Origin of the sequence: Massilia sp. CCM 8734 (assembly GCF_011682155.1) — a bacterium.
Classification (GTDB): domain Bacteria; phylum Pseudomonadota; class Gammaproteobacteria; order Burkholderiales; family Burkholderiaceae_D; genus Telluria_A; species Telluria_A rubra.
Genome location: NZ_WHJI01000011.1, coordinates 173632 through 191385, shown reverse-complemented (window position 1 = coordinate 191385; position 17754 = coordinate 173632). Strand labels below are relative to the sequence as shown.

General features: G+C 63.0%; 19 protein-coding genes and 1 tRNA gene. 11 read left to right on the top strand and 9 right to left on the bottom strand.

Annotated elements, in window-relative coordinates:
- Positions 1 to 123: 123 nt before the first annotated feature.
- Together F2P46_RS13020 and F2P46_RS13015 are read right to left on the bottom strand one after the other, a co-directional pair.
- On the bottom strand, positions 124 to 501 hold the full coding sequence (locus F2P46_RS13020; RefSeq protein ID WP_166889909.1) for a hypothetical protein: 378 nt from the start codon (positions 499 to 501) through the stop codon (positions 124 to 126).
- The gene (locus tag F2P46_RS13015; RefSeq protein ID WP_166889906.1) at positions 498 to 683 is read right to left on the bottom strand and encodes a hypothetical protein; all 186 of its coding nucleotides are present in this window, start codon (positions 681 to 683) and stop codon (positions 498 to 500) included. Before F2P46_RS13015 ends, F2P46_RS13020 begins: the two co-directional genes overlap by 4 nt.
- A gap of 407 nt (positions 684 to 1090) precedes the next feature.
- On the opposite strand from F2P46_RS13015, the gene F2P46_RS13010 reads away from it, so the two are divergent.
- Entirely contained in the window at positions 1091 to 1885 is a 795-nt protein-coding gene (locus F2P46_RS13010; RefSeq protein WP_267875855.1) for an XRE family transcriptional regulator, read from the top strand.
- A 296-nt stretch (positions 1886 to 2181) separates the two neighbouring features.
- Positions 2182 to 3081 (top strand): hypothetical protein, encoded by a 900-nt coding sequence (locus F2P46_RS13005; RefSeq protein WP_166889902.1) that lies wholly within the window; start codon positions 2182 to 2184, stop codon positions 3079 to 3081.
- Positions 3082 to 3178: 97 nt separating this feature from the next.
- Here the strand turns inward: F2P46_RS13005 and F2P46_RS13000 are convergent.
- From F2P46_RS13000 to pepN, 3 genes are all read right to left on the bottom strand, one after another.
- Positions 3179 to 3254, bottom strand: a tRNA-Thr gene (locus F2P46_RS13000).
- Positions 3255 to 3338: 84 nt separating this feature from the next.
- The gene (locus tag F2P46_RS12995) at positions 3339 to 4340 is read right to left on the bottom strand and encodes a class 1 fructose-bisphosphatase (RefSeq protein WP_166889899.1); all 1002 of its coding nucleotides are present in this window, start codon (positions 4338 to 4340) and stop codon (positions 3339 to 3341) included.
- 45 nt (positions 4341 to 4385) lie between these two features.
- On the bottom strand, positions 4386 to 7028 hold the full coding sequence (gene pepN / locus F2P46_RS12990) for an aminopeptidase N (RefSeq protein ID WP_166889897.1): 2643 nt from the start codon (positions 7026 to 7028) through the stop codon (positions 4386 to 4388).
- Between the two features lie 218 nt (positions 7029 to 7246).
- On the opposite strand from pepN, the gene F2P46_RS12985 reads away from it, so the two are divergent.
- Complete coding sequence (locus F2P46_RS12985) at positions 7247 to 7903, top strand: DUF4136 domain-containing protein (protein WP_166889894.1); 657 nt, start codon at positions 7247 to 7249, stop codon at positions 7901 to 7903.
- Between the two features lie 43 nt (positions 7904 to 7946).
- Here the strand turns inward: F2P46_RS12985 and F2P46_RS38245 are convergent, their stop codons facing one another.
- The 4 genes from F2P46_RS38245 to F2P46_RS12970 are packed head-to-tail and all read right to left on the bottom strand — an operon-like array spanning position 7947 to position 10444.
- Positions 7947 to 8078, bottom strand: coding sequence for a hypothetical protein (locus tag F2P46_RS38245; RefSeq protein WP_267875854.1), 132 nt, complete (start codon positions 8076 to 8078; stop codon positions 7947 to 7949).
- A complete protein-coding gene (locus F2P46_RS12980; protein WP_166889947.1) occupies positions 8075 to 9049 on the bottom strand; it encodes a quinone oxidoreductase in 975 nt (324 codons plus the stop codon). Before F2P46_RS12980 ends, F2P46_RS38245 begins: the two co-directional genes overlap by 4 nt.
- Entirely contained in the window at positions 9049 to 9480 is a 432-nt protein-coding gene (locus tag F2P46_RS12975; protein WP_166889891.1) for a methylglyoxal synthase, read from the bottom strand. The genes F2P46_RS12980 and F2P46_RS12975 overlap by 1 nt, the downstream gene beginning before the upstream one ends.
- Before the next feature lie 43 nt (positions 9481 to 9523).
- Positions 9524 to 10444, bottom strand: coding sequence for a DMT family transporter (locus tag F2P46_RS12970; protein ID WP_166889888.1), 921 nt, complete (start codon positions 10442 to 10444; stop codon positions 9524 to 9526).
- Between the two features lie 111 nt (positions 10445 to 10555).
- Here F2P46_RS12970 and F2P46_RS12965 point away from each other — a divergent pair, with 111 nt between their 5' ends.
- The 8 genes from F2P46_RS12965 (at position 10556) to rng (ending at position 17734) form a co-directional block, all read left to right on the top strand.
- Positions 10556 to 11281: a YebC/PmpR family DNA-binding transcriptional regulator gene (locus F2P46_RS12965; protein ID WP_166889885.1), complete on the top strand. Its 726-nt coding sequence runs from the start codon at positions 10556 to 10558 to the stop codon at positions 11279 to 11281.
- Between the two features lie 6 nt (positions 11282 to 11287).
- Positions 11288 to 12556 (top strand): phosphoribosylamine--glycine ligase, encoded by a 1269-nt coding sequence (gene purD / locus F2P46_RS12960; RefSeq protein WP_166889882.1) that lies wholly within the window; start codon positions 11288 to 11290, stop codon positions 12554 to 12556.
- 242 nt (positions 12557 to 12798) lie between these two features.
- Positions 12799 to 13710 carry an oxygen-dependent coproporphyrinogen oxidase gene (gene hemF, locus F2P46_RS12955; RefSeq protein ID WP_166889879.1) on the top strand — a complete coding sequence of 304 codons (912 nt, stop codon included), beginning with the start codon at positions 12799 to 12801 and terminating at the stop codon, positions 13708 to 13710.
- Positions 13707 to 14369 carry a nicotinate-nucleotide adenylyltransferase gene (locus F2P46_RS12950; RefSeq protein WP_166889876.1) on the top strand — a complete coding sequence of 221 codons (663 nt, stop codon included), beginning with the start codon at positions 13707 to 13709 and terminating at the stop codon, positions 14367 to 14369. Before hemF ends, F2P46_RS12950 begins: the two co-directional genes overlap by 4 nt.
- Positions 14369 to 15073: a ribosome silencing factor gene (gene rsfS / locus F2P46_RS12945; protein ID WP_166889873.1), complete on the top strand. Its 705-nt coding sequence runs from the start codon at positions 14369 to 14371 to the stop codon at positions 15071 to 15073. Before F2P46_RS12950 ends, rsfS begins: the two co-directional genes overlap by 1 nt.
- Before the next feature lie 6 nt (positions 15074 to 15079).
- On the top strand, positions 15080 to 15550 hold the full coding sequence (gene rlmH, locus F2P46_RS12940) for a 23S rRNA (pseudouridine(1915)-N(3))-methyltransferase RlmH (RefSeq protein ID WP_166873557.1): 471 nt from the start codon (positions 15080 to 15082) through the stop codon (positions 15548 to 15550).
- A 22-nt stretch (positions 15551 to 15572) separates the two neighbouring features.
- Complete coding sequence (locus F2P46_RS12935) at positions 15573 to 16193, top strand: nucleoside triphosphate pyrophosphatase (protein ID WP_166889870.1); 621 nt, start codon at positions 15573 to 15575, stop codon at positions 16191 to 16193.
- 77 nt (positions 16194 to 16270) lie between these two features.
- Entirely contained in the window at positions 16271 to 17734 is a 1464-nt protein-coding gene (gene rng / locus F2P46_RS12930) for a ribonuclease G (protein ID WP_166889867.1), read from the top strand.
- The last annotated feature ends 20 nt before the right edge of the window (positions 17735 to 17754 follow it).

Genomic DNA, 17754 nt, shown 5'->3' with positions numbered 1-17754 from the left:
CGCAACGTCATGTCCCTGACTCCATTACAACGCTACGCGCGCTCATCGCCAGTGCAATCGCAACTCAACTACAGCGTTGCCCTTGCTGCTTTCAGATTAAACTTACTTTGTGACACAGTAAGACTAGCAGTCGGCCCGATGGCCGCCATGATGCGACAAGCCAAAACCGGCCCCATGCGCCCTCCCCGTCGGGCCGAACAGCGCGGCAACCAGCGGATCGCGGTAAGGATGGCCCTTCCATTCCGACGCCAGGACGCGCTGGATCGGGTGCGGATCCGGTTCGGTAGGATCGGGCAGGCCGGCGGCCCGGTATACCATGTGCGCGCGCCGCGTGCGCGGATCGCGCCCGATGGCGCCTTCGCGGAACAGCTCCAGGCATTGCTGGCGCACCTTTTCGGCGTCGGCGCCCAGGCGTTGGGCCAGCGGGGCGACTTGCGTGGGACCGTGCGCGAGCGCGGCCAGGATGTTGCAACGCAGTTGATCAACCAGATAACGTCTCATGCTGCCCTCCAGTAAGTGTCGATGGCTTGGGCCAGGGCATCGCCGTCGAGGCGATGGCGCAGCGCGGTTAATTCCCCGATCACGCCACCGGCGGCGACGGCGGCGTTGCGGCTCTCTCGCCAGGCGCATGCGACGGCGAGCAACTGGCGCGCTTCGTGATTGAGTTCTGGTTGGACGGTCATCTGTTCTCCTTGGTGGAATGCCTCCCGCTGGCGCGGGCGTGGCGGGGCGGCCGCCATTGCAACTGCAATGACGCCGGACTTGGGGTCAAACTGGTCGAACTGCCGGATCAGGCCCGGCGCGCAGCACGGCGCGCGGGTACCGGTGGCCCACATCCATCGCCTGGACCGATCGTGCCAGCCACCGGCGCAACACGCAGGCTCGGCCGGATGGCCGCGTCAGAAGACTTGCACCGGCCGCGCGCGCGGCTGGTGACCGTGAGCTCCGGACGCAGCAAGGCGCTGGTAAAGCCGGGTAAAATCCGGACAGATATCGCTGTGTTCATAAGTAGTATATTAGTCTTACTAATCACGTTTGTCAACAGTCAGACTGATTGCTTTTTATTAGTTTTCCTTATATTGTTCGGTGTATGCCAGCCCTCCCCCTAAACCAACACGAGCTCGCGGAAGCAGCGCAGCTCAAGCAACTCTTCATTGAGTGGCAACACGCGCGCCGCAGCCAAGGGCTGCCTGCGTCCCAGGAAGCCGCCGCCAACCAGATGGAGTTCGGCCAAAGCGCGTTGAACCAATATCTCAACGGCAAAATCCCCTTGAATATCGACGTCGCCATCAAGTTTTCGAAACTGCTGGGCGTGCCGATCTCCGCCTTCAGCGCCGCGCTGGCCTCGCACGCGGACGATTACGCCGCAGCCAAGGATGCGATGGCCATGGCGCAGTCGCGCGAGAACGATTTCCGCCTGGTCGGCAGGCGCATCACGATCGATGCCGATCAGGACGAGACCATCCCCATCAAGAAGGTCAGCCTGACCTTGCGCGCCGGCGTCATGGGCTTCGAGGCATCGCAGGAGGATCAAACCGACACCACCATCAATCTGCCGCGCCGCTTCATCGAGAAAAACGACCTGGTGCCGCAATGCCTGCTGGCCATCAGCGTCAAGGGCGACAGCATGTGGCCGCTGATGATCGAAGGCGATGTGGTCGTCATCAATATTGCCGACACCAAACCGATCAACAACGAGTTGTACGCGGTAAATTTCGATGGCGAAGCCGTGGTCAAGCAACTGGTGCGCGAGGGCCGCGAATGGTACCTGTCTTCCATGAATCCGGACCCGGCCTACCACCGGCGCGCCTGCCGCGGCGGCGAATGCATCATCGTCGGACGCGTGGTCCGGCAGGAAGCGCGCACCTTGATGAATCGCGTCTGAGGACGCCTGCGGGCATCCAAGGGATGGATTTCACTGTCGACCTACCTCACCGCGCCCGCCCTGTGCGGGCATGTTGACGCGCCTGTCGGCCGTCGTCGCACGTCGAATTATCAGTCGGACTACTCGCCATAAAAATTAGTCGGGCGAATAGGTAAAGTGGGTATCTGCATTGCGCTGCCTCAAACGCGCGGTCTTGACGCTGGTCGGCACGACGTTATGCTTGACTGATGAACGGACCATCACGCGAGGAGATCGAGTCACGCCTGGCAGCCCACAGAAGCTGGGCGGAGACACGCATGTCCTTGATCGACGCGAATGTCCAAACGCTGGTCCTGCGGATGGACGAACGCGACCGCATAGACGCCGAGCGTCGGGCTGAACGGGCGCGGCTGGAAGCAGAGTGGCGCGAACAACAACGGGCCGAGCATGCGCGCCTGGACGCGGAGCGTGCCGAGCGCTATCGACTGGAAGTAGAACAACGAGAGGAAATCAGGAGAGAACGCGAACGCCGGGAAGCCGAGAGCGCGAAGGAACGCGAGCGCCTGGAAGCTGAACGCCAGCATGCCGAAGCCGAAAGCAAAAAGGAACGCGAGCGCCTGGAAGCTGAACGCAAGCAAGCCGAAGCCGAAAGCAAAAAGGAACGCGAACGCCTGGAAGCTGAACGCAAGCAAGCCGAAGCCGAAAGCAAAAAGGAACGCGAACGCCTGGAAGCGGAATACAAGAAAGCCGACGCCGAATGGCGGCAAACGCAAGCGCAATGGCATCAAGCCGAGCTCGAAGAACGAAAAGAACGTCAACGTGTCGAAGCGGAGCTATGGGCCGAGCACCGTCGCCAGTCGGCCGAGCGCGAACAACGGGAAGTCGAGCACCAGTGTGAGGCGCGGGAACAGTGGGTCGAGTACCGGCGCCTGGAGGCGGAGCGGCGCGCTGAATACGAAAAACGCCTCGATGAGCGCTTTGACAACATGGATCGCCACTACCTTGAGATCAAGGCCGACATGAAAGACCTCAAGAAAACGGTCATCATCACCGCCATCACGGCATCCCTGGCAACCGTGTTCGGGGTCGCCGCCTTCAACGCGACGCTACTGTCGGGCATGATCAGCAGCTTCGAATCCGGCAAAAACACCGCCCGCGCGCAGGGCGGAAAAACGCTGTTACCGATCCCAATCCTGCGCCCATCGACAGAGCCCTGACAACACCATGAACACCGTCCCCCGCCAACAGCGGCCACCCGCAAGAAAAAACCCGCTACGCCGTGAGGCGTGCGGGTTCTGACTTACTGCATATACTTGGTGCCGATTGCCGGAATCGAACTGGCGACCTTTTCATTACGAATGAACTGCTCTACCAACTGAGCTAAATCGGCGAAGACGCGTATTCTAGCAAACAACCCGGCAAAATTGCTAGTCCGAATGCGCGTTCTTTCGGTTTTTTGTTAAAAAAACCAGTTTTACTCGGCGTGATAGCTGCTCACGCGCTCAACTTCGCTCTTCGAACCGAGGAACACGGGCACTCGCTGGTGCAGCTTGTGCGGCGCGATATCGAGGATACGGGTGCGTCCGTCGGTGGCGGCGCCGCCGGCCTGCTCGACGATCATCGCCATCGGATTGGCTTCGTACATCAGGCGCAGTTTGCCCGGCATCGACGTGTCGCGCGTATCGGCCGGATACATGAAGATGCCGCCGCGGTTCAGGATGCGGTGCACGTCGGCCACCATCGAAGCGATCCAGCGCATATTGAAATCCTTGCCGCGCACGCCGGTCGATCCAGCCAGCAGCTCGTCGACATAGCGCTGCACCGGCGCATGCCAGTGGCGCTGGTTCGACATGTTGATCGCGAATTCCTTGGTCGCTTCGGGAATCATCATGTGGCGCTGGGTCAGCACCCAGGAACCCATTTCGCGGTCCAGGGTGAAGCAGTTCACGCCATTGCCGGTGGTGAGCACCAGCATGGTCTGCGGGCCGTACACGGCGTAACCGGCGGCGACCTGCATGCTACCGGCCTGCATGAAGTCCGCTTCGGTTGGCGTGCCCATGCCTTCAGGCGCCTTGAGCACCGAGAAGATGGTGCCGATCGAGACGTTGACGTCGATGTTGGACGAGCCGTCGAGCGGGTCGAACAAGAGCATGTATTCGCCCATCGGATAACGGTTCGGGATCGGATGGATCGATTCCATCTCTTCCGACGCCATCGCCGCCAGGTGGCCGCCCCATTCATTTGCCTCCAGCAGGATCTCGTTCGAGATCACGTCCAGCTTTTTCTGCACTTCGCCCTGGATGTTCTCGGTGTCGGCGCTGCCGAGAATATCGCCGAGCGCTCCCTTGCCGACCGAATGGCTGATGGTCTTGCAGGCGCGCGCGACCACTTCGATCAGCAGGCGCAGTTCGGCCGGAATGGAGTTATGCAGCCGTTGTTCTTCGACCAGGTGTTGCGTGAGACTGACGCGTTTCATTCACTTCCCTTTGGTGTGTTTAATATACTGTGCCGATCGCGGCGATTAATTGGCGAGCGCCTTGCTCACCACTTCGCGCACGTCGTTGGATAATTTTTTCACGCCGGCGACCTTCTGCAGGGCCTTCTTCATGTGCGCCTGCAGGGCCGGCGCGTACCTGCGCCAGCGGTCCATCGAGCGCGCCAGGCGGCTGGCCACTTGCGGGTTCAGGGCGTCGAGCGCGATTACCTGCTCGGCCCAGAAGGCGTAGCCACTGCCGTCGGGCGCGTGGAACTGCGACGGATTGCCGACGCAGAATGTAAATACCAGGCTGCGCGCGCGGTTCGGATTCTTGATGTTGAAGGCCGCATGGCGCATCAACTCGCGCACCGCCGCCACGTCGGTGGCCGGGGCCGAGGCCTGCATCGCGAACCACTTGTCGATCACCAGCGCCTCGTTGTCGAAATCGGCGTAGAACGCTTGCAGCGCAGCCTGCGCCGAGCCAGCGCCGGAGTGGATCAGGGCCGCCAGCGCGGCCACCCGGTCGGTCATGTTGCTGGCGTTGTCGAACTGCGCCTGCGCCAGCGCGATACTGTCTTCGCCGGAGGTGGACGCCAGGTAGGCCAGGGCCAGGTTCTTCAGGCCGCGTCGCCCCGCCGACAAGGCATCGGGACTGTACGCGCCCGGGGTCTGGTTGGCGTCGTACTGTGCGCGCAGCTCGACGCGCAGCGCCTCGCCGACGGTGCGCCGCACGAACTGGCGCGCCTGGTGGATGGCCTGCGGATTAACCACCTCCATCTGGTCGGCGATCATGCTCTCGGACGGCAGCAGCAAGGCTTGCTCGCGGAAGGCGGCATCGAGCGATTCGTCGGCCAGGATCTTGCGCAGCGCTTCGATGAAGGTGCTGTCCAGTTCAAGCGTGTCGCCCGCGGCCACGGCGCTTGTGAGCTTGAGCAGGCGCGCCATGGCCAGGCGCTGGCCCGCTTCCCAGCGGTTGACCGGGTCGCTGTCGTGGCTGAACAGGTGCAGCAGTTCGGTATCGGTGTAATCGTATTCCAGCACCACGGGCGCCGAAAAATCGCGCAGGATCGATGGCGTCGGCGCTTCCTTCACACCGGTAAAGCGGAAGGTGCGAGTGGCGTCGGTCAGTTCCAGCACGGCGGTCACGGCGTCAAGGCCATCGACGTTCAGGTGCAGGTCGCGCCCGTCGGCGCCGAGCAGGCCCACCGCCACCGGAATATGAAACGGCAGCTTGTTTTCCTGGCCGGGCGTGGCCGGGCAGCGCTGGGTCAGGGTCAGCTCGTAGGTTTGAGCGTCGCCGTCGTAGCGTCCTTCGGCGCGCACCACGGGCGTGCCGGCCTGGCTGTACCAGCGCTCGAACTGCGACAGGTCGCGCCCGCCCGCATCGGCCATGGCGGCGCGAAAGTCGTCGCAGGTCACGGCCTGGCCGTCATGCCGTTCGAAATACAGGTCCATCCCCTTGCGGAAGCGTTCGCGCCCGAGCAGGGTCTGGTACATGCGCACCACTTCCGCGCCTTTTTCGTAGACAGTGACGGTGTAGAAGTTATTGATTTCCACAAAAGAATCGGGCCGCACCGGATGCGCCATCGGCCCCGCGTCTTCCGGAAACTGGGCCTGGCGCAGGGTGCGCACCTGGTCGATGCGGGTTACCGCGCGCCCGCTCTCGGTGCCGATCATGTCGGCCGAGAATTCCTGGTCGCGGAACACCGTCAGCCCTTCTTTCAGCGACAGCTGGAACCAGTCGCGGCACGTGATGCGGTTGCCGGTCCAGTTGTGGAAATACTCGTGCCCGACCACCGCTTCGATACCGGCGTAGTCGATATCGGTCGCCACGCGCGGGTTGGCCAGCACGAACTTGGTGTTGAAGATGTTCAGGCCCTTGTTTTCCATCGCGCCCATGTTGAAGTCGCCCACGGCGACGATCATGAAGCGGTCCAGGTCGAGTTCGAGCCCGAAACGCGCTTCATCCCAGCGAATCGAGTTCTTGAGCGACTGCATGGCGTAATCGGTCTTGTCGAGATTGCCCTCTTCGACCCATACCTGCAACAGCGCCGAACGGCCGTCGGCCAGTTTGAACGTTTCTTCCTGGCACACCAGGCGCGCCGCCACCAGCGCGAACAGGTACGATGGCTTCTTGAACGGGTCTTCCCATTTGGCAAAGTGGCGCCCATCGCCGAGTTCGCCCTCTTCGATCAGGTTGCCGTTCGACAGCAGCACCGGATAGGTGGCCTTATCGGCGCGCAACATCACCGTGTATTTCGCCATCACGTCGGGACGGTCGGGGAAATACGTGATGTTGCGGAAACCTTCCGCCTCGCATTGGGTGAAAAAGTTGCCGTTCGATACGTACAACCCGTTCAAGGTCGTATTCTTGACCGGTGTCGTCAGGGTTTCGATTTCCAGGGTCACGGCGTCGGGCGCGTTGGGGATGACCAGCATCTTGTCGTCGAGGCGGTAATCGCGCTTGGACAGGGTCTTGCCGTTCATGCGCAGCGCCACCAGGACGATATTTTCTCCGTGCAACTCAATCTCGCGCACCTTGCTCTCCGGATTGCGCGTCATGGTCAGGCGGCTGGCGACGATGGTGCGCTGCGGGTCGAGATCAAAGCCAAGTTCGACCGTTTCCACCATAAAGCCGGGCGGGGAGTAATCTTTGCGATAGATGGTTTGCGGAGTGTCTGTGCGCATGGGATCTCGGAAGGGACAGTGAGTCGGGAGTCTATTTTACCAATACCACAAGCTTGCGCCGCGCCTCATTGCTTCGGATTGCCTCGCATTTGTCTGTATCGCAGTGTGAATGCGGGTAACAACTTGTAAAAATTCTGCGAAAATAGACTGTGAGCCATAAAGTTAGTTTCGGTGAAATCCGTTTTGAGTGATGGGAGTAGCGTCATGGGAGTAATGCGATGAGACGATTATTGATGGCCGCCGGTGCGGCGCTGACCCTGCTGCTGGGAGGCTGCGCGAGCACCATCCGCAGCGATGTGACCACCTTCCACCAGTGGCCGGCCGAGCTGCAGGACAAGACCTATGTGTTCGAAGCGCCGCCGGTGCAGGACGACACGCTCGAACTGCGCAGCTACCAGAACCTGGTGCGCGGCGAGCTGACGCGCCTGGGTTTTCGCGACGCCGGCGAAAGCGGCAAGCCGACCCTGAGAATCTCGATGCGCTTCACCACCACCGATATCCCGGTGCGCATCGTCGAAGTGGTCGATCCCTTCTTTTACGCCAGCCCGCGCTTCGCCTTCGGCGGTTACGGCTATCGCGGCCGCCACTGGGGCGCGCGGCGCTACTGGGGCGGCTGGCACAGCCCCTTCTACGATCCGTTCTGGACCGGCGCGCCGATGTACCGCGAACGCATCGATCACCAGTACCGGCGCGAACTGCAGGTCGGCATCAAGTCCATCCCCGACGGCAAGCGCCTGTTCGATGTCACCGTGCATAACATGAGCCGCAACATGTCCACCCCGGCGCTGATGCCGGCGCTGGTGCACAGCGCCTTTGCCGAATTCCCGGGCGTGAGCGGGGTGGCGCGGCGGGTCGAACTGAAACGCGAAGGCTGATTGGCCGGCATCACAAACAACGCGCTCCACGGAGCGCGTTGTTTCATGGATGGCCGAGCCACGCTTCCGAACCGAAGGTGATGCCGACGATCAGCAGCACCGCCAGCACCAGAGCGATCAACAGGCGCCCGAACTTGGGCGAGCCGTCGTCGGGCTTGCCATCCGGCGCGCTCATGGCACCAGGATCGACGAACCGGTCGTCTTGCGCGCTTCAAGGTCGATATGCGCCTGCGCGGCGTCGGCCAGCTTGTAGGTCTGGTGGACAGCGATCTTCACCTCGCCGCTGGCGACCACCGCGAACAGGTCGGCGGCCATCGCTTCGAGGTCGGCGCGCCTGGCGGCGTAGCTGAACAGGGTCGGGCGGGTGATGAACAGCGAGCCGCGCGAAGACAGTTCGGCCAGCGAAAAATCGGGCACCGGGCCGGAGGCGCTGCCGAAGCTGACCATCATCCCCAGCGGGCGCAGGCAGTCGAGCGACTTGATAAAGGTGTCCTTGCCGATCGAGTCGTACACCACCGAGACTTTTTCGCCGTTGGTGATCTCCATCACGCGCGCCACGAAATCCTCGGTGTTGTAGTTGATGACATGGCTGCAGCCGGCGGCCTTGGCCAGCGCCGCTTTTTCGTCGGAACCGACGGTGCCGATCATGTTCACGCCCAGCGCGCGCGCCCACTGCGAAGCGATCAGGCCCACGCCGCCGGCGGCCGCGTGGAACAAGATGGTGTCGCCGCGCTTGAGCGGCACGGTGCGGCGGAACAGGTACTGCACGGTCAGCCCCTGCAGCATCATGGCGGCGCCGGTCTCGAACGAGATCGCGCTTGGTAAGCGCAGCAGCAGCGCGGACGGCATGTTGCGCACCTCGCAGTAAGCCCCGTTCGGACGGCCGGCGTAGGCCACGCGGTCGCCCACGGCCACCTCGGTCACGCCCTCGCCGATCGCCTCGACCACGCCCGCGCCTTCCATGCCCAGGCCCGCCGGCAGCGGCTGCGGATACAAACCGGTGCGGAAGTACACGTCGATAAAATTGATGCCGCAGGCGGCGTGGCGCACGCGCGCTTCGCCCGGTCCGGGCTCGCCCACTTCCACGTCGACGTATTCCATCACTTCGGGACCGCCGGTGCGGTTCATGCGGATTGCTTTTGCCATCATGCTGGACTCCTGTCTGTTTCTGGTTCTGGGATGGATTGCGCGGCCGCCAGCCTGAGGTGCGAGAGCAGCACATGGGCGCTCGACAAATTGGTGGCGCAAGCGACATTGTGGACGTCGCAGGCGCGCACCAGCGCGTTGATGTCCGGTTCGTGCGGCTGCGGCGTCATCGGGTCGCGCAGGAACACCACCGCGTCGACCTGGCCTTCGACCAGGGCCGCGCCGATCTGCAGGTCGCCGCCGAACGGACCGGACTCCTTGCGTTCCACCGCCAGCCCCAGTTCCATGATCAGGCGCGCGCCGGTGGTGCCGGTCGCCATCAGCTGGCAGCCACGCAGGAAATCGACGTACTCGCCGGCGAGCACGATCATGTCGTCCTTCTTCTTGTCGTGCGCGATCAGGGCGATGCGGGGCATGGTCGGGGGGTTCATTCGGTCGCTTTCATGGGTCGGGTTGATGGTGAATGACTGATGACTATTTTTTCTTCGACAGCATATAAATCCCCGCCAGCACCATCGCGGTGCCGCCCAGTTGTACGGCGGTGATCGGCTCGCCCAACACCAGCGCGCCGAGGAACAGGGTCGAGACGGGGCCGATCATGCCGGCCTGCGAGGCGGTGGAGGCGCCGATGCGCTGCACCGCGATCATGGTCATGAAGACCGGCAGCACGGTGCAAAAAATCCCGTTGGCCAGCGAGTACCAGTACACCGCCGCCGGCTGCACCAGCATCGAGGCGGGCCGCAGCACGAAGAACTGGCCGATGCACACCGCGCTCGAGACGCACATCGCATACGCCACCAGGCGCAGGGAGCCGATGCGGCGCACCATCTCGCCCGACATCAACAGGTAGAGCGCGTACGACAGCGCCGAACCCAATACCAGCAACGCGCCGATGCTTGTGCTGCCGGCGCCGCCCTGCAGGTCGTGAACGAACACCAGCACGATGCCGCAGTACGACACGAGCAGCGCCAGCCACTCGATGCGGCTGATGTGCCGCTTGAGGAACACCGAGGTAATGAGCAGGACAAACGTCGGCGTGAGGAACAGGATCAGGCGTTCCAGCCCGACCGAGATAAATTGCAGGCCGAGGAAGTCGAGAAAACTGGAGAGGTAGTAGCCGACCACGCCCAGCAACACCAGGCGCCAGCGGTCGGCCACCGGCAGCGGCGCTTCGCTGCGCATCTTCCAGATGGCGACGGCGGCGAACACCGGCAGCGAGAACAGCATGCGGAACGCGAGCACGGTGACGGCGTCGACGTGGTAGCGGTACATCAGCTTGGCCAGCACCGCCTTGGCCGAAAACAGCACCGCGCCCGCGATGGCCAGCGTCAGGCCGGCCATCAAGGCCGGGCGCGGGGTCGGGTGGGCGGCGGTGGCCGTTGCGCTTTTGTTCATGCAGCGATTGTAGAACGAAACGCGCAAACTGGCTGGAGGCCGGCGGATTTTGACAAGGCCGCTATGGTAAAATGTCGGCCATTGATGCATACCGTCTAAGGAAATTTCGACATGGCTGGACACAGCAAATGGGCCAATATCAAGCACAAGAAGGCCGCCACCGACGCCAAGCGCGGCAAGATCTGGACCCGATTGATCAAGGAAATCACCGTTGGCGCGCGCATGGGCGGCCCCGACATCGCCACCAACCCGCGCCTGCGCCTGGCGGTGGACAAGGCGGCTGACGCCAATATGCCGAAAGAGAACGTCACGCGCGCGATCTTGCGCGGCTCGGGCGGACTCGAAGGCGTGAACTACGAAGAGGTGCGCTACGAAGGCTACGGCATCGGCGGCGCGGCCATCATCGTCGACTGCATGACCGACAACCGCGTGCGCACGGTGGCCGAAGTGCGGCACGCCTTCAACAAACATGGCGGCAACATGGGTGCCGAAGGTTCGGTCGCGTTCATGTTCAAGCACTGCGGCCAGTTCCTGTTCGCGCCCGGCGTGGATGAAGACAAGTTGATGGAAGCGGCCCTGGAGGCCGGCGCCGACGACGTGGTGGCCGACGAAGAAGGCGGCTTCGAAGTGCTGTGCGATCCGTTCGCTTTCGCGGCCGTGAAAGAAGCATTGGAAGCTGCCGGCTTCAAGGCCGAAGTGGCCGAGATCATCATGAAGCCGTCGACCGAAACCGTGATCGGCGGCGAAGACGGCATCAAGATGCAAAAAATTCTCGACGCGCTCGAGAACCTCGACGATGTGCAGGAAGTCTATACCAACGTCCTGATCGAAGATTAAGCTCCTATGAAAATCCTGGTAGTCGGCTCTGGCGGCCGTGAACATGCACTGGCCTGGAAACTGGCCCAATCCGAACGTATCCAGATGGTCTACGTCGCCCCCGGCAATGGCGGCACGGCGCGCGACATCCGCCTCGTCAACGTCGAACTGTCGGACCCGGAGCAACTGGCCGAATTCGTCCAGCGCGAAGGCATCGCCCTGACCGTGGTCGGCCCCGAAACGCCGCTGGCGGCCGGCATCGTCAACCTGTTCCGCGGTCGCGGCCTGAAGATTTTCGGCCCCACCAAGGAAGCGGCGCAGCTCGAAAGCTCGAAAGACTTCGCCAAGGCGTTCATGCAGCGTCACGGCATTCCGACGGCGACCTACCAGACGTTTTCGGACGTGGGAGAGGCGCACGCCTACATCGACGCCAACGGCGCGCCGATCGTCATCAAGGCCGACGGCCTGGCTGCCGGCAAGGGCGTGGTCGTCGCCATGACGCTCGAAGAAGCGCACCAGGCGGTCGACCATATGCTCGCTGATAACCGCTTCGGCGACGCCGGCGCGCGCATCGTGATCGAAGAGTTTTTGGCGGGCGAGGAAGCGAGCTTCATCGTCATGTGCGACGGCAAAAACATTTTGCCGCTGGCGACCAGCCAGGATCACAAGCGCCTGAAGGATGCCGACGAAGGCCCGAACACGGGCGGCATGGGCGCGTATTCGCCGGCGCCGATCGTCACGCCGGCCATGCACGCGCGCGTGATGCGCGAGATTATCAACCCGACCATCAACGGCATGGCCAAGGACGGCATTACGTTCACCGGCTTTTTGTACGCAGGGCTGATGATCGACGACAAAGGCAATCCGAAGACGCTGGAATTTAACTGCCGCATGGGCGACCCGGAGACGCAGCCGATCATGGCGCGCCTCAAGAGCGACCTGGTGACGGTGATGGAGCATGCGGTCAATGGCACGCTCGACACGGTCGAACTGGAATGGGACCGCCGCACGGCGGTGGGCGTGGTGCTGGCCGCCGCCGGTTATCCGGACGATCCGCGCAAGGGCGATGTGATCGACGGCATTCCCGCCGAGACGCCGGAATGCGTGACCTTTCATGCGGGTACCCGGCAGCTTGACGGCAAGCTGGTGACCAACGGTGGACGCGTGCTGTGCGTGGTGGGCTTGGGCGACAGCGTCAAGATGGCGCAGAAGCAGGCTTACGAAACGGTCGACAAGATCCATTTCAACGGCGCGCAGTTCCGCCGCGATATTGGGTGGCGCGGGTTGAAGCACTAAGATGAAGCACGAAGGTTAAATACCAAGATTAGGCCACTAGCCTCAAAACCGTCGTCCCCGCGCAGGCGGGGACCCAAGTTCGTGCCTGGTCGCAGGCGGTTCGAGCAACTTGGGTCCCCGCCTGCGCGGGGACGACGGCATTTACAACGACGGTTTTTAGTTTAACGATGCTGCACATATCATAAAACACCGGCACGGTGTACAATTCGTCCTCAATTTTTATTCCCCGATCCCGCTCCCCGATGTCATCCCCCTCCCCTGCGGCCGTCAAGGCCTGGCTACTCGACCTGCAAGCGCGCATCGTGCAATCGCTCGAAGAAGCCGACGGCAAGCCCTTCCTGCGCGAAGAATGGCAACGTCCCGAGGGCGGCGGCGGCATCTCGCGCCTGATCGAGGAAGGCAATGTCCTGGAGCGCGGCGGCGTCAATTTTTCGCACGTGATGGGCGCCAACCTGCCGCCTTCGGCCGCGGCGTCGCGTCCCGAACTGGCCGGCCGCGCCTGGGAAGCGATGGGCGTGTCGCTGGTGGTCCACCCGCGCAATCCGTACGCGCCGACCGTCCATATGAACGTGCGCTTCTTCACCGCCACCGCGCCGGGTGAAGAACCGGTGTGGTGGTTCGGGGGCGGCATGGACCTGACGCCCTACTATGGCGACGAGGGCGATACGCGCCACTTCTACCAGACCTGCCACGATGCGCTGGCGCCTTTCGGCAGCACCCTGCACGCGCGCTTCAAGCACTGGTGCGACGACTATTTTTACCTGAAACACCGCAAGGAGCCACGCGGCGTGGGCGGGATTTTCTTCGACGACTTCAACGAAGCCGGGTTCGACCTCTCGTACGCGATGACGCAAAGCGTGGGCGACTCCTTCGTCAAGGCTTACCTGCCGATCCTGATGGCCCGCAAGGACACGCCGTACGGCGAGCGCGAACGCGACTTCCAGGCCTACCGGCGCGGGCGCTATGTCGAATTTAACCTGGTGTGGGATCGCGGCACCCTGTTCGGCCTGCAGTCGGGCGGACGCACCGAAGCGATCCTGATGTCGATGCCGCCGATCGTCAAGTGGCGCTACGACTGGCATCCGGAAGCCGGCAGCGCCGAAGCGAAGCTGTACAGCGACTTCCTGGTCCATCGCGACTGGCTTCTTACGTGACCTTGTGCGTCGCACTGCTGGGAGGCAGTTTCGACCCGGTCCATAACGGTCATGTGGCGCTGGCCACCTTGTTTGCCACCCTGCTCGAACCGGACCAGTTGCGCATCCTGCCGGCCGGCAGTCCGTGGCAAAAGAACGGCTTGCAGGCGAGCGACGCCGACCGCATCGCCATGCTGCGCCTGGCCTTCGCCGGCGAGGCTGCCGATATTGCGCAGGCGGTCACGCTGGACCTGCAGGAAATCGAACGCGGAACGCCGACCTACACCATCGACACCTTGCGCAGCGTACGCGCCGAACTCGGGCCGCAAGCATCGATCGTATTCCTGATGGGGTCCGACCAGTTGCAGCAGCTCGACAGCTGGCGCGAATGGCGGCAGCTGTTCGAACTGGCCCATATCGGCGTGGCTGCGCGCCCTGGATTTTCGATGGCCGATGCGGCATTGCCGGCGGCCGTCGCCGAAGAACTCACCATGCGCCGGGGCAGCCTGGCGCAATTGCGTAACACCCCGTCCGGCAGGGCTTACCTGGCCGAGACGCTGGATGTGGACATCTCCGCCACCCAGATTCGTGCGGCATTACAACGGGGCGAGAAGGCAAACTCGCTTATCTCCCCGGTAGTGCTAGACTATATTCAACAACATAATTTATACGAAATCTAATGGATATTAAAAAACTGCAGACCCTCGTCGTCGACGCCCTCGAAGACGTGAAGGGCCAGGACATTACCGTGTTCGATACCGTTCACCTGACCAGCCTCTTTGACCGCATCGCCGTCGTTTCCGGCACCTCCAACCGTCAGACCAAGGCGCTGGCCGCCTCCGTGCGCGACAAGGTCAAGGCTGCCGGCGGCGACGTGATCGGCATCGAAGGCGAAGACACCGGCGAATGGGTCCTGGTCGATCTGGGCGACATGATCGTCCACATCATGCAGCCGGCGATCCGCCAGTACTACCGTCTCGAAGAAATCTGGGGCGACAAGCCGGTCAAGCTCGGCGCGGCCAAGCGCAAGGGCACCGTGGAAGCGGCCGAAGCGGCCGAAGTCAAGCCGAAGTCGAAGCACCTGGCCTCGACCCAGGAAGCGCCTGAAGTCAAGCCGGTCAACGAGCGCAAACCAGCCGCCAAAAAAGCCGCCGCCGCCAAGACCACAGCCGCCGCCAAAAAAGCGCCAGCCAAAAAAGTCGCGTCGAAAGCCGTCGGCAAAGTGGTCAAGGTCGCCGCGACCAAGACCGAAGAAGCCGCCGTCAAGGCCCTCAAGGCACTGCCGCCGAAACGCGCCGCCGCCGTCAAGGCCCCGAAAGCCCCGGCCGACGCCGTGCCGGTCAAGAAAGTCATCAAGCGCGTCGCCAAAAAAGACACAGAGTAAGCATCGATGCAGCTCATGATCGCTGCGGTCGGCCACAAAATGCCCGCCTGGATCGAGACCGGCTTTTCCGAGTACACGAAGCGCATGCCGCCTGAATTGCGCATCGTGCTCAAGGAAATCAAGCCGGTCGAACGTTCCGGCAGCAAGACGGCGGCTACCGCCATGGCGCTCGAACGCGAGCGCATCGAAGCGGTCCTGCCCAAGAACGCACGCATCATCGCGTTGGATGAACGCGGCAAGGACCTGACCAGCGTGGGCCTGTCCCAACAGCTGATGCAGTGGCAGCAGGACGGGCGCGACACCGTCTTCCTGATCGGCGGGGCCGACGGCCTCGATCCCGAACTCAAGGCGCGCGCCGAGGGGCTGATTCGTATTTCCAGTATGACGCTCCCGCACGGCATCGTGCGTGTTATGCTTGCCGAGCAGTTGTATAGGGCGTGGTCGATCACGCAGAATCACCCTTATCATCGCGTCTGACAAAAGGGAATGCGGGAATCCGATGAAACCGATCGACAGAAAAATCTACCTTGCCTCGAAAAGCCCGCGCCGGCGCGAATTGCTGCGCCAGATCGGCGTGGAATTCGAGCTGCTCACCTTGCGCAACGATACGCCGCGCGGCCCGGACGTGACCGAAGTGGTGCATCCGGGCGAAGCGGCCATCGACTACGTGGCGCGCGTGGCCAACGAAAAAGCGGCCTTCGGCTGGAACATGGTGCAGAACCGCCGCCTGACCCTGCGTCCGGTGCTGGCGGCCGACACCACCGTCACCATCGACGGCGCCATCCTCGGCAAACCCGGCTCGCCCAACGAGGCGATGGAAATGCTCGAACGCCTGTCCGGCCGCACGCACCAGGTGCTGACCGCCATCGCGGTCCACCACACCGACATGAAGCGCCAGGTCACGCAAGTGTCGCAGGTGCGCTTCGCCAAGCTGTCGGCGGCCTCGATCAAGGCGTACTGCTCCACTCCCGAACCGTACGACAAGGCCGGCGGCTACGGCCTGCAAGGCTTGGCCGCGCTGTTCGTCGAACATATCGAAGGCAGTCATTCGGGCATCGTCGGACTGCCGCTGTTCGAGACCGCGCAACTGCTGCGCGAAGCGGGCATTCCGCTGGCCTGATGCGCGTTTGCGCGCGCGCCGGTCGCGCCTCCTCGGCCTCGTCCCTAACACTCACATCTGCACGGCGGCCCTGAACCATGAACGAAGACATCCTGATCAACATCACTCCGCAGGAGACGCGCGTGGCGCTGATCCTGCAAGGCGCCGTGCAGGAACTGCACATCGAGCGCACCCTCACGCGCGGGCTGGCCGGCAACGTCTACTCGGGCAAGGTGGTGCGCGTGCTGCCGGGGATGCAGTCGGCCTTTATCGACATCGGCCTCGAACGCGCGGCCTTCCTGCACGTGGCCGACATCTGGGAAGCGCGCACCCACGAAGGCCCGAGCGTGGCGCCGACCCCGATCGAGAAGATCCTGTTCGACGGCCAGGTGCTGACGGTGCAGGTGATCAAGGACCCGATCGGCACCAAGGGCGCGCGCCTGTCGACCCAGATTTCGATCGCCGGGCGCATGCTGGTGTACCTGCCGCAGGACAGCCATATCGGCATCTCGCAAAAGATCGAAAAGGAGTCCGAGCGCGAACTGCTGCGCACGCGCCTTCACAGCCTGCTGCCGGCCGAGGAAAAAGGCGGCTACATCGTGCGCACCATGGCCGAGGAGGCGTCCGACAGCGACCTGGCGGCCGATGTGGACTACCTGCGCAAGACCTGGAGCGCGATTCTGCACGGCGCCAAAACGCGCCCCGCCACCAGCCTGCTGTACCAGGACCTGAGCCTGGCCCAGCGCGTGCTGCGCGACTTCGTGCACGACGAAACGGCCACCATCCAGGTTGACTCACGCGAGAACCACGCCATGCTGGTCGAATTTGCCAAAGCCTACACGCCGACGGTGCTCACGCGCTTGCAGCACTACACGGGCGAGCGCCCGCTGTTCGACCTGTACGGCGTGGAAGAAGAGATCCTGCGCGCGCTGGGACGGCGCGTGGACCTCAAGTCGGGCGGCTACCTGATCGTTGACCAGACCGAGGCCATGACGACCATCGATGTGAACACCGGCGGCTTTGTGGGCGGGCGCAATTTTGCCGATACCATTTTCAAGACCAACCTGGAAGCGGCGCATGCGATCGCGCGCCAGCTGCGGCTGCGTAACCTGGGCGGGATCATCATCCTCGACTTCATCGACATGGACAACAACGAGCACCGGCACGCGGTGCTGCAGGAGTTGAAAAAGACCTTGTCGCGCGACCGCACCAAGGTGTCGGTGTCGAATTTTTCGGCCCTGGGACTGGTGGAAATGACGAGGAAGCGCACCCGCGAGTCGCTCGCGCACATCCTGTGCGAGCCCTGCCCGGCCTGCGCCGGCAAGGGCCAGGTAAAAACCAGCCGCACGATCTGCTACGAGATCTTGCGCGAGTTGATGCGCGAAGCGAAGCAATTCAATCCGCGCGAGTTCCGCATCCTGGCCTCGCAAGAGGTGGTGGACCTGTTCCTGGAAGAGGAATCGCAGCACCTGGCGATGCTGGGGGACTTTATCGGCAAGCAGATTTCGCTGCAGGTCGAGACCGCCTACCACCAGGAGCAATACGACGTGATCCTGATGTAGTTGCGCGGCTTTGATTCATC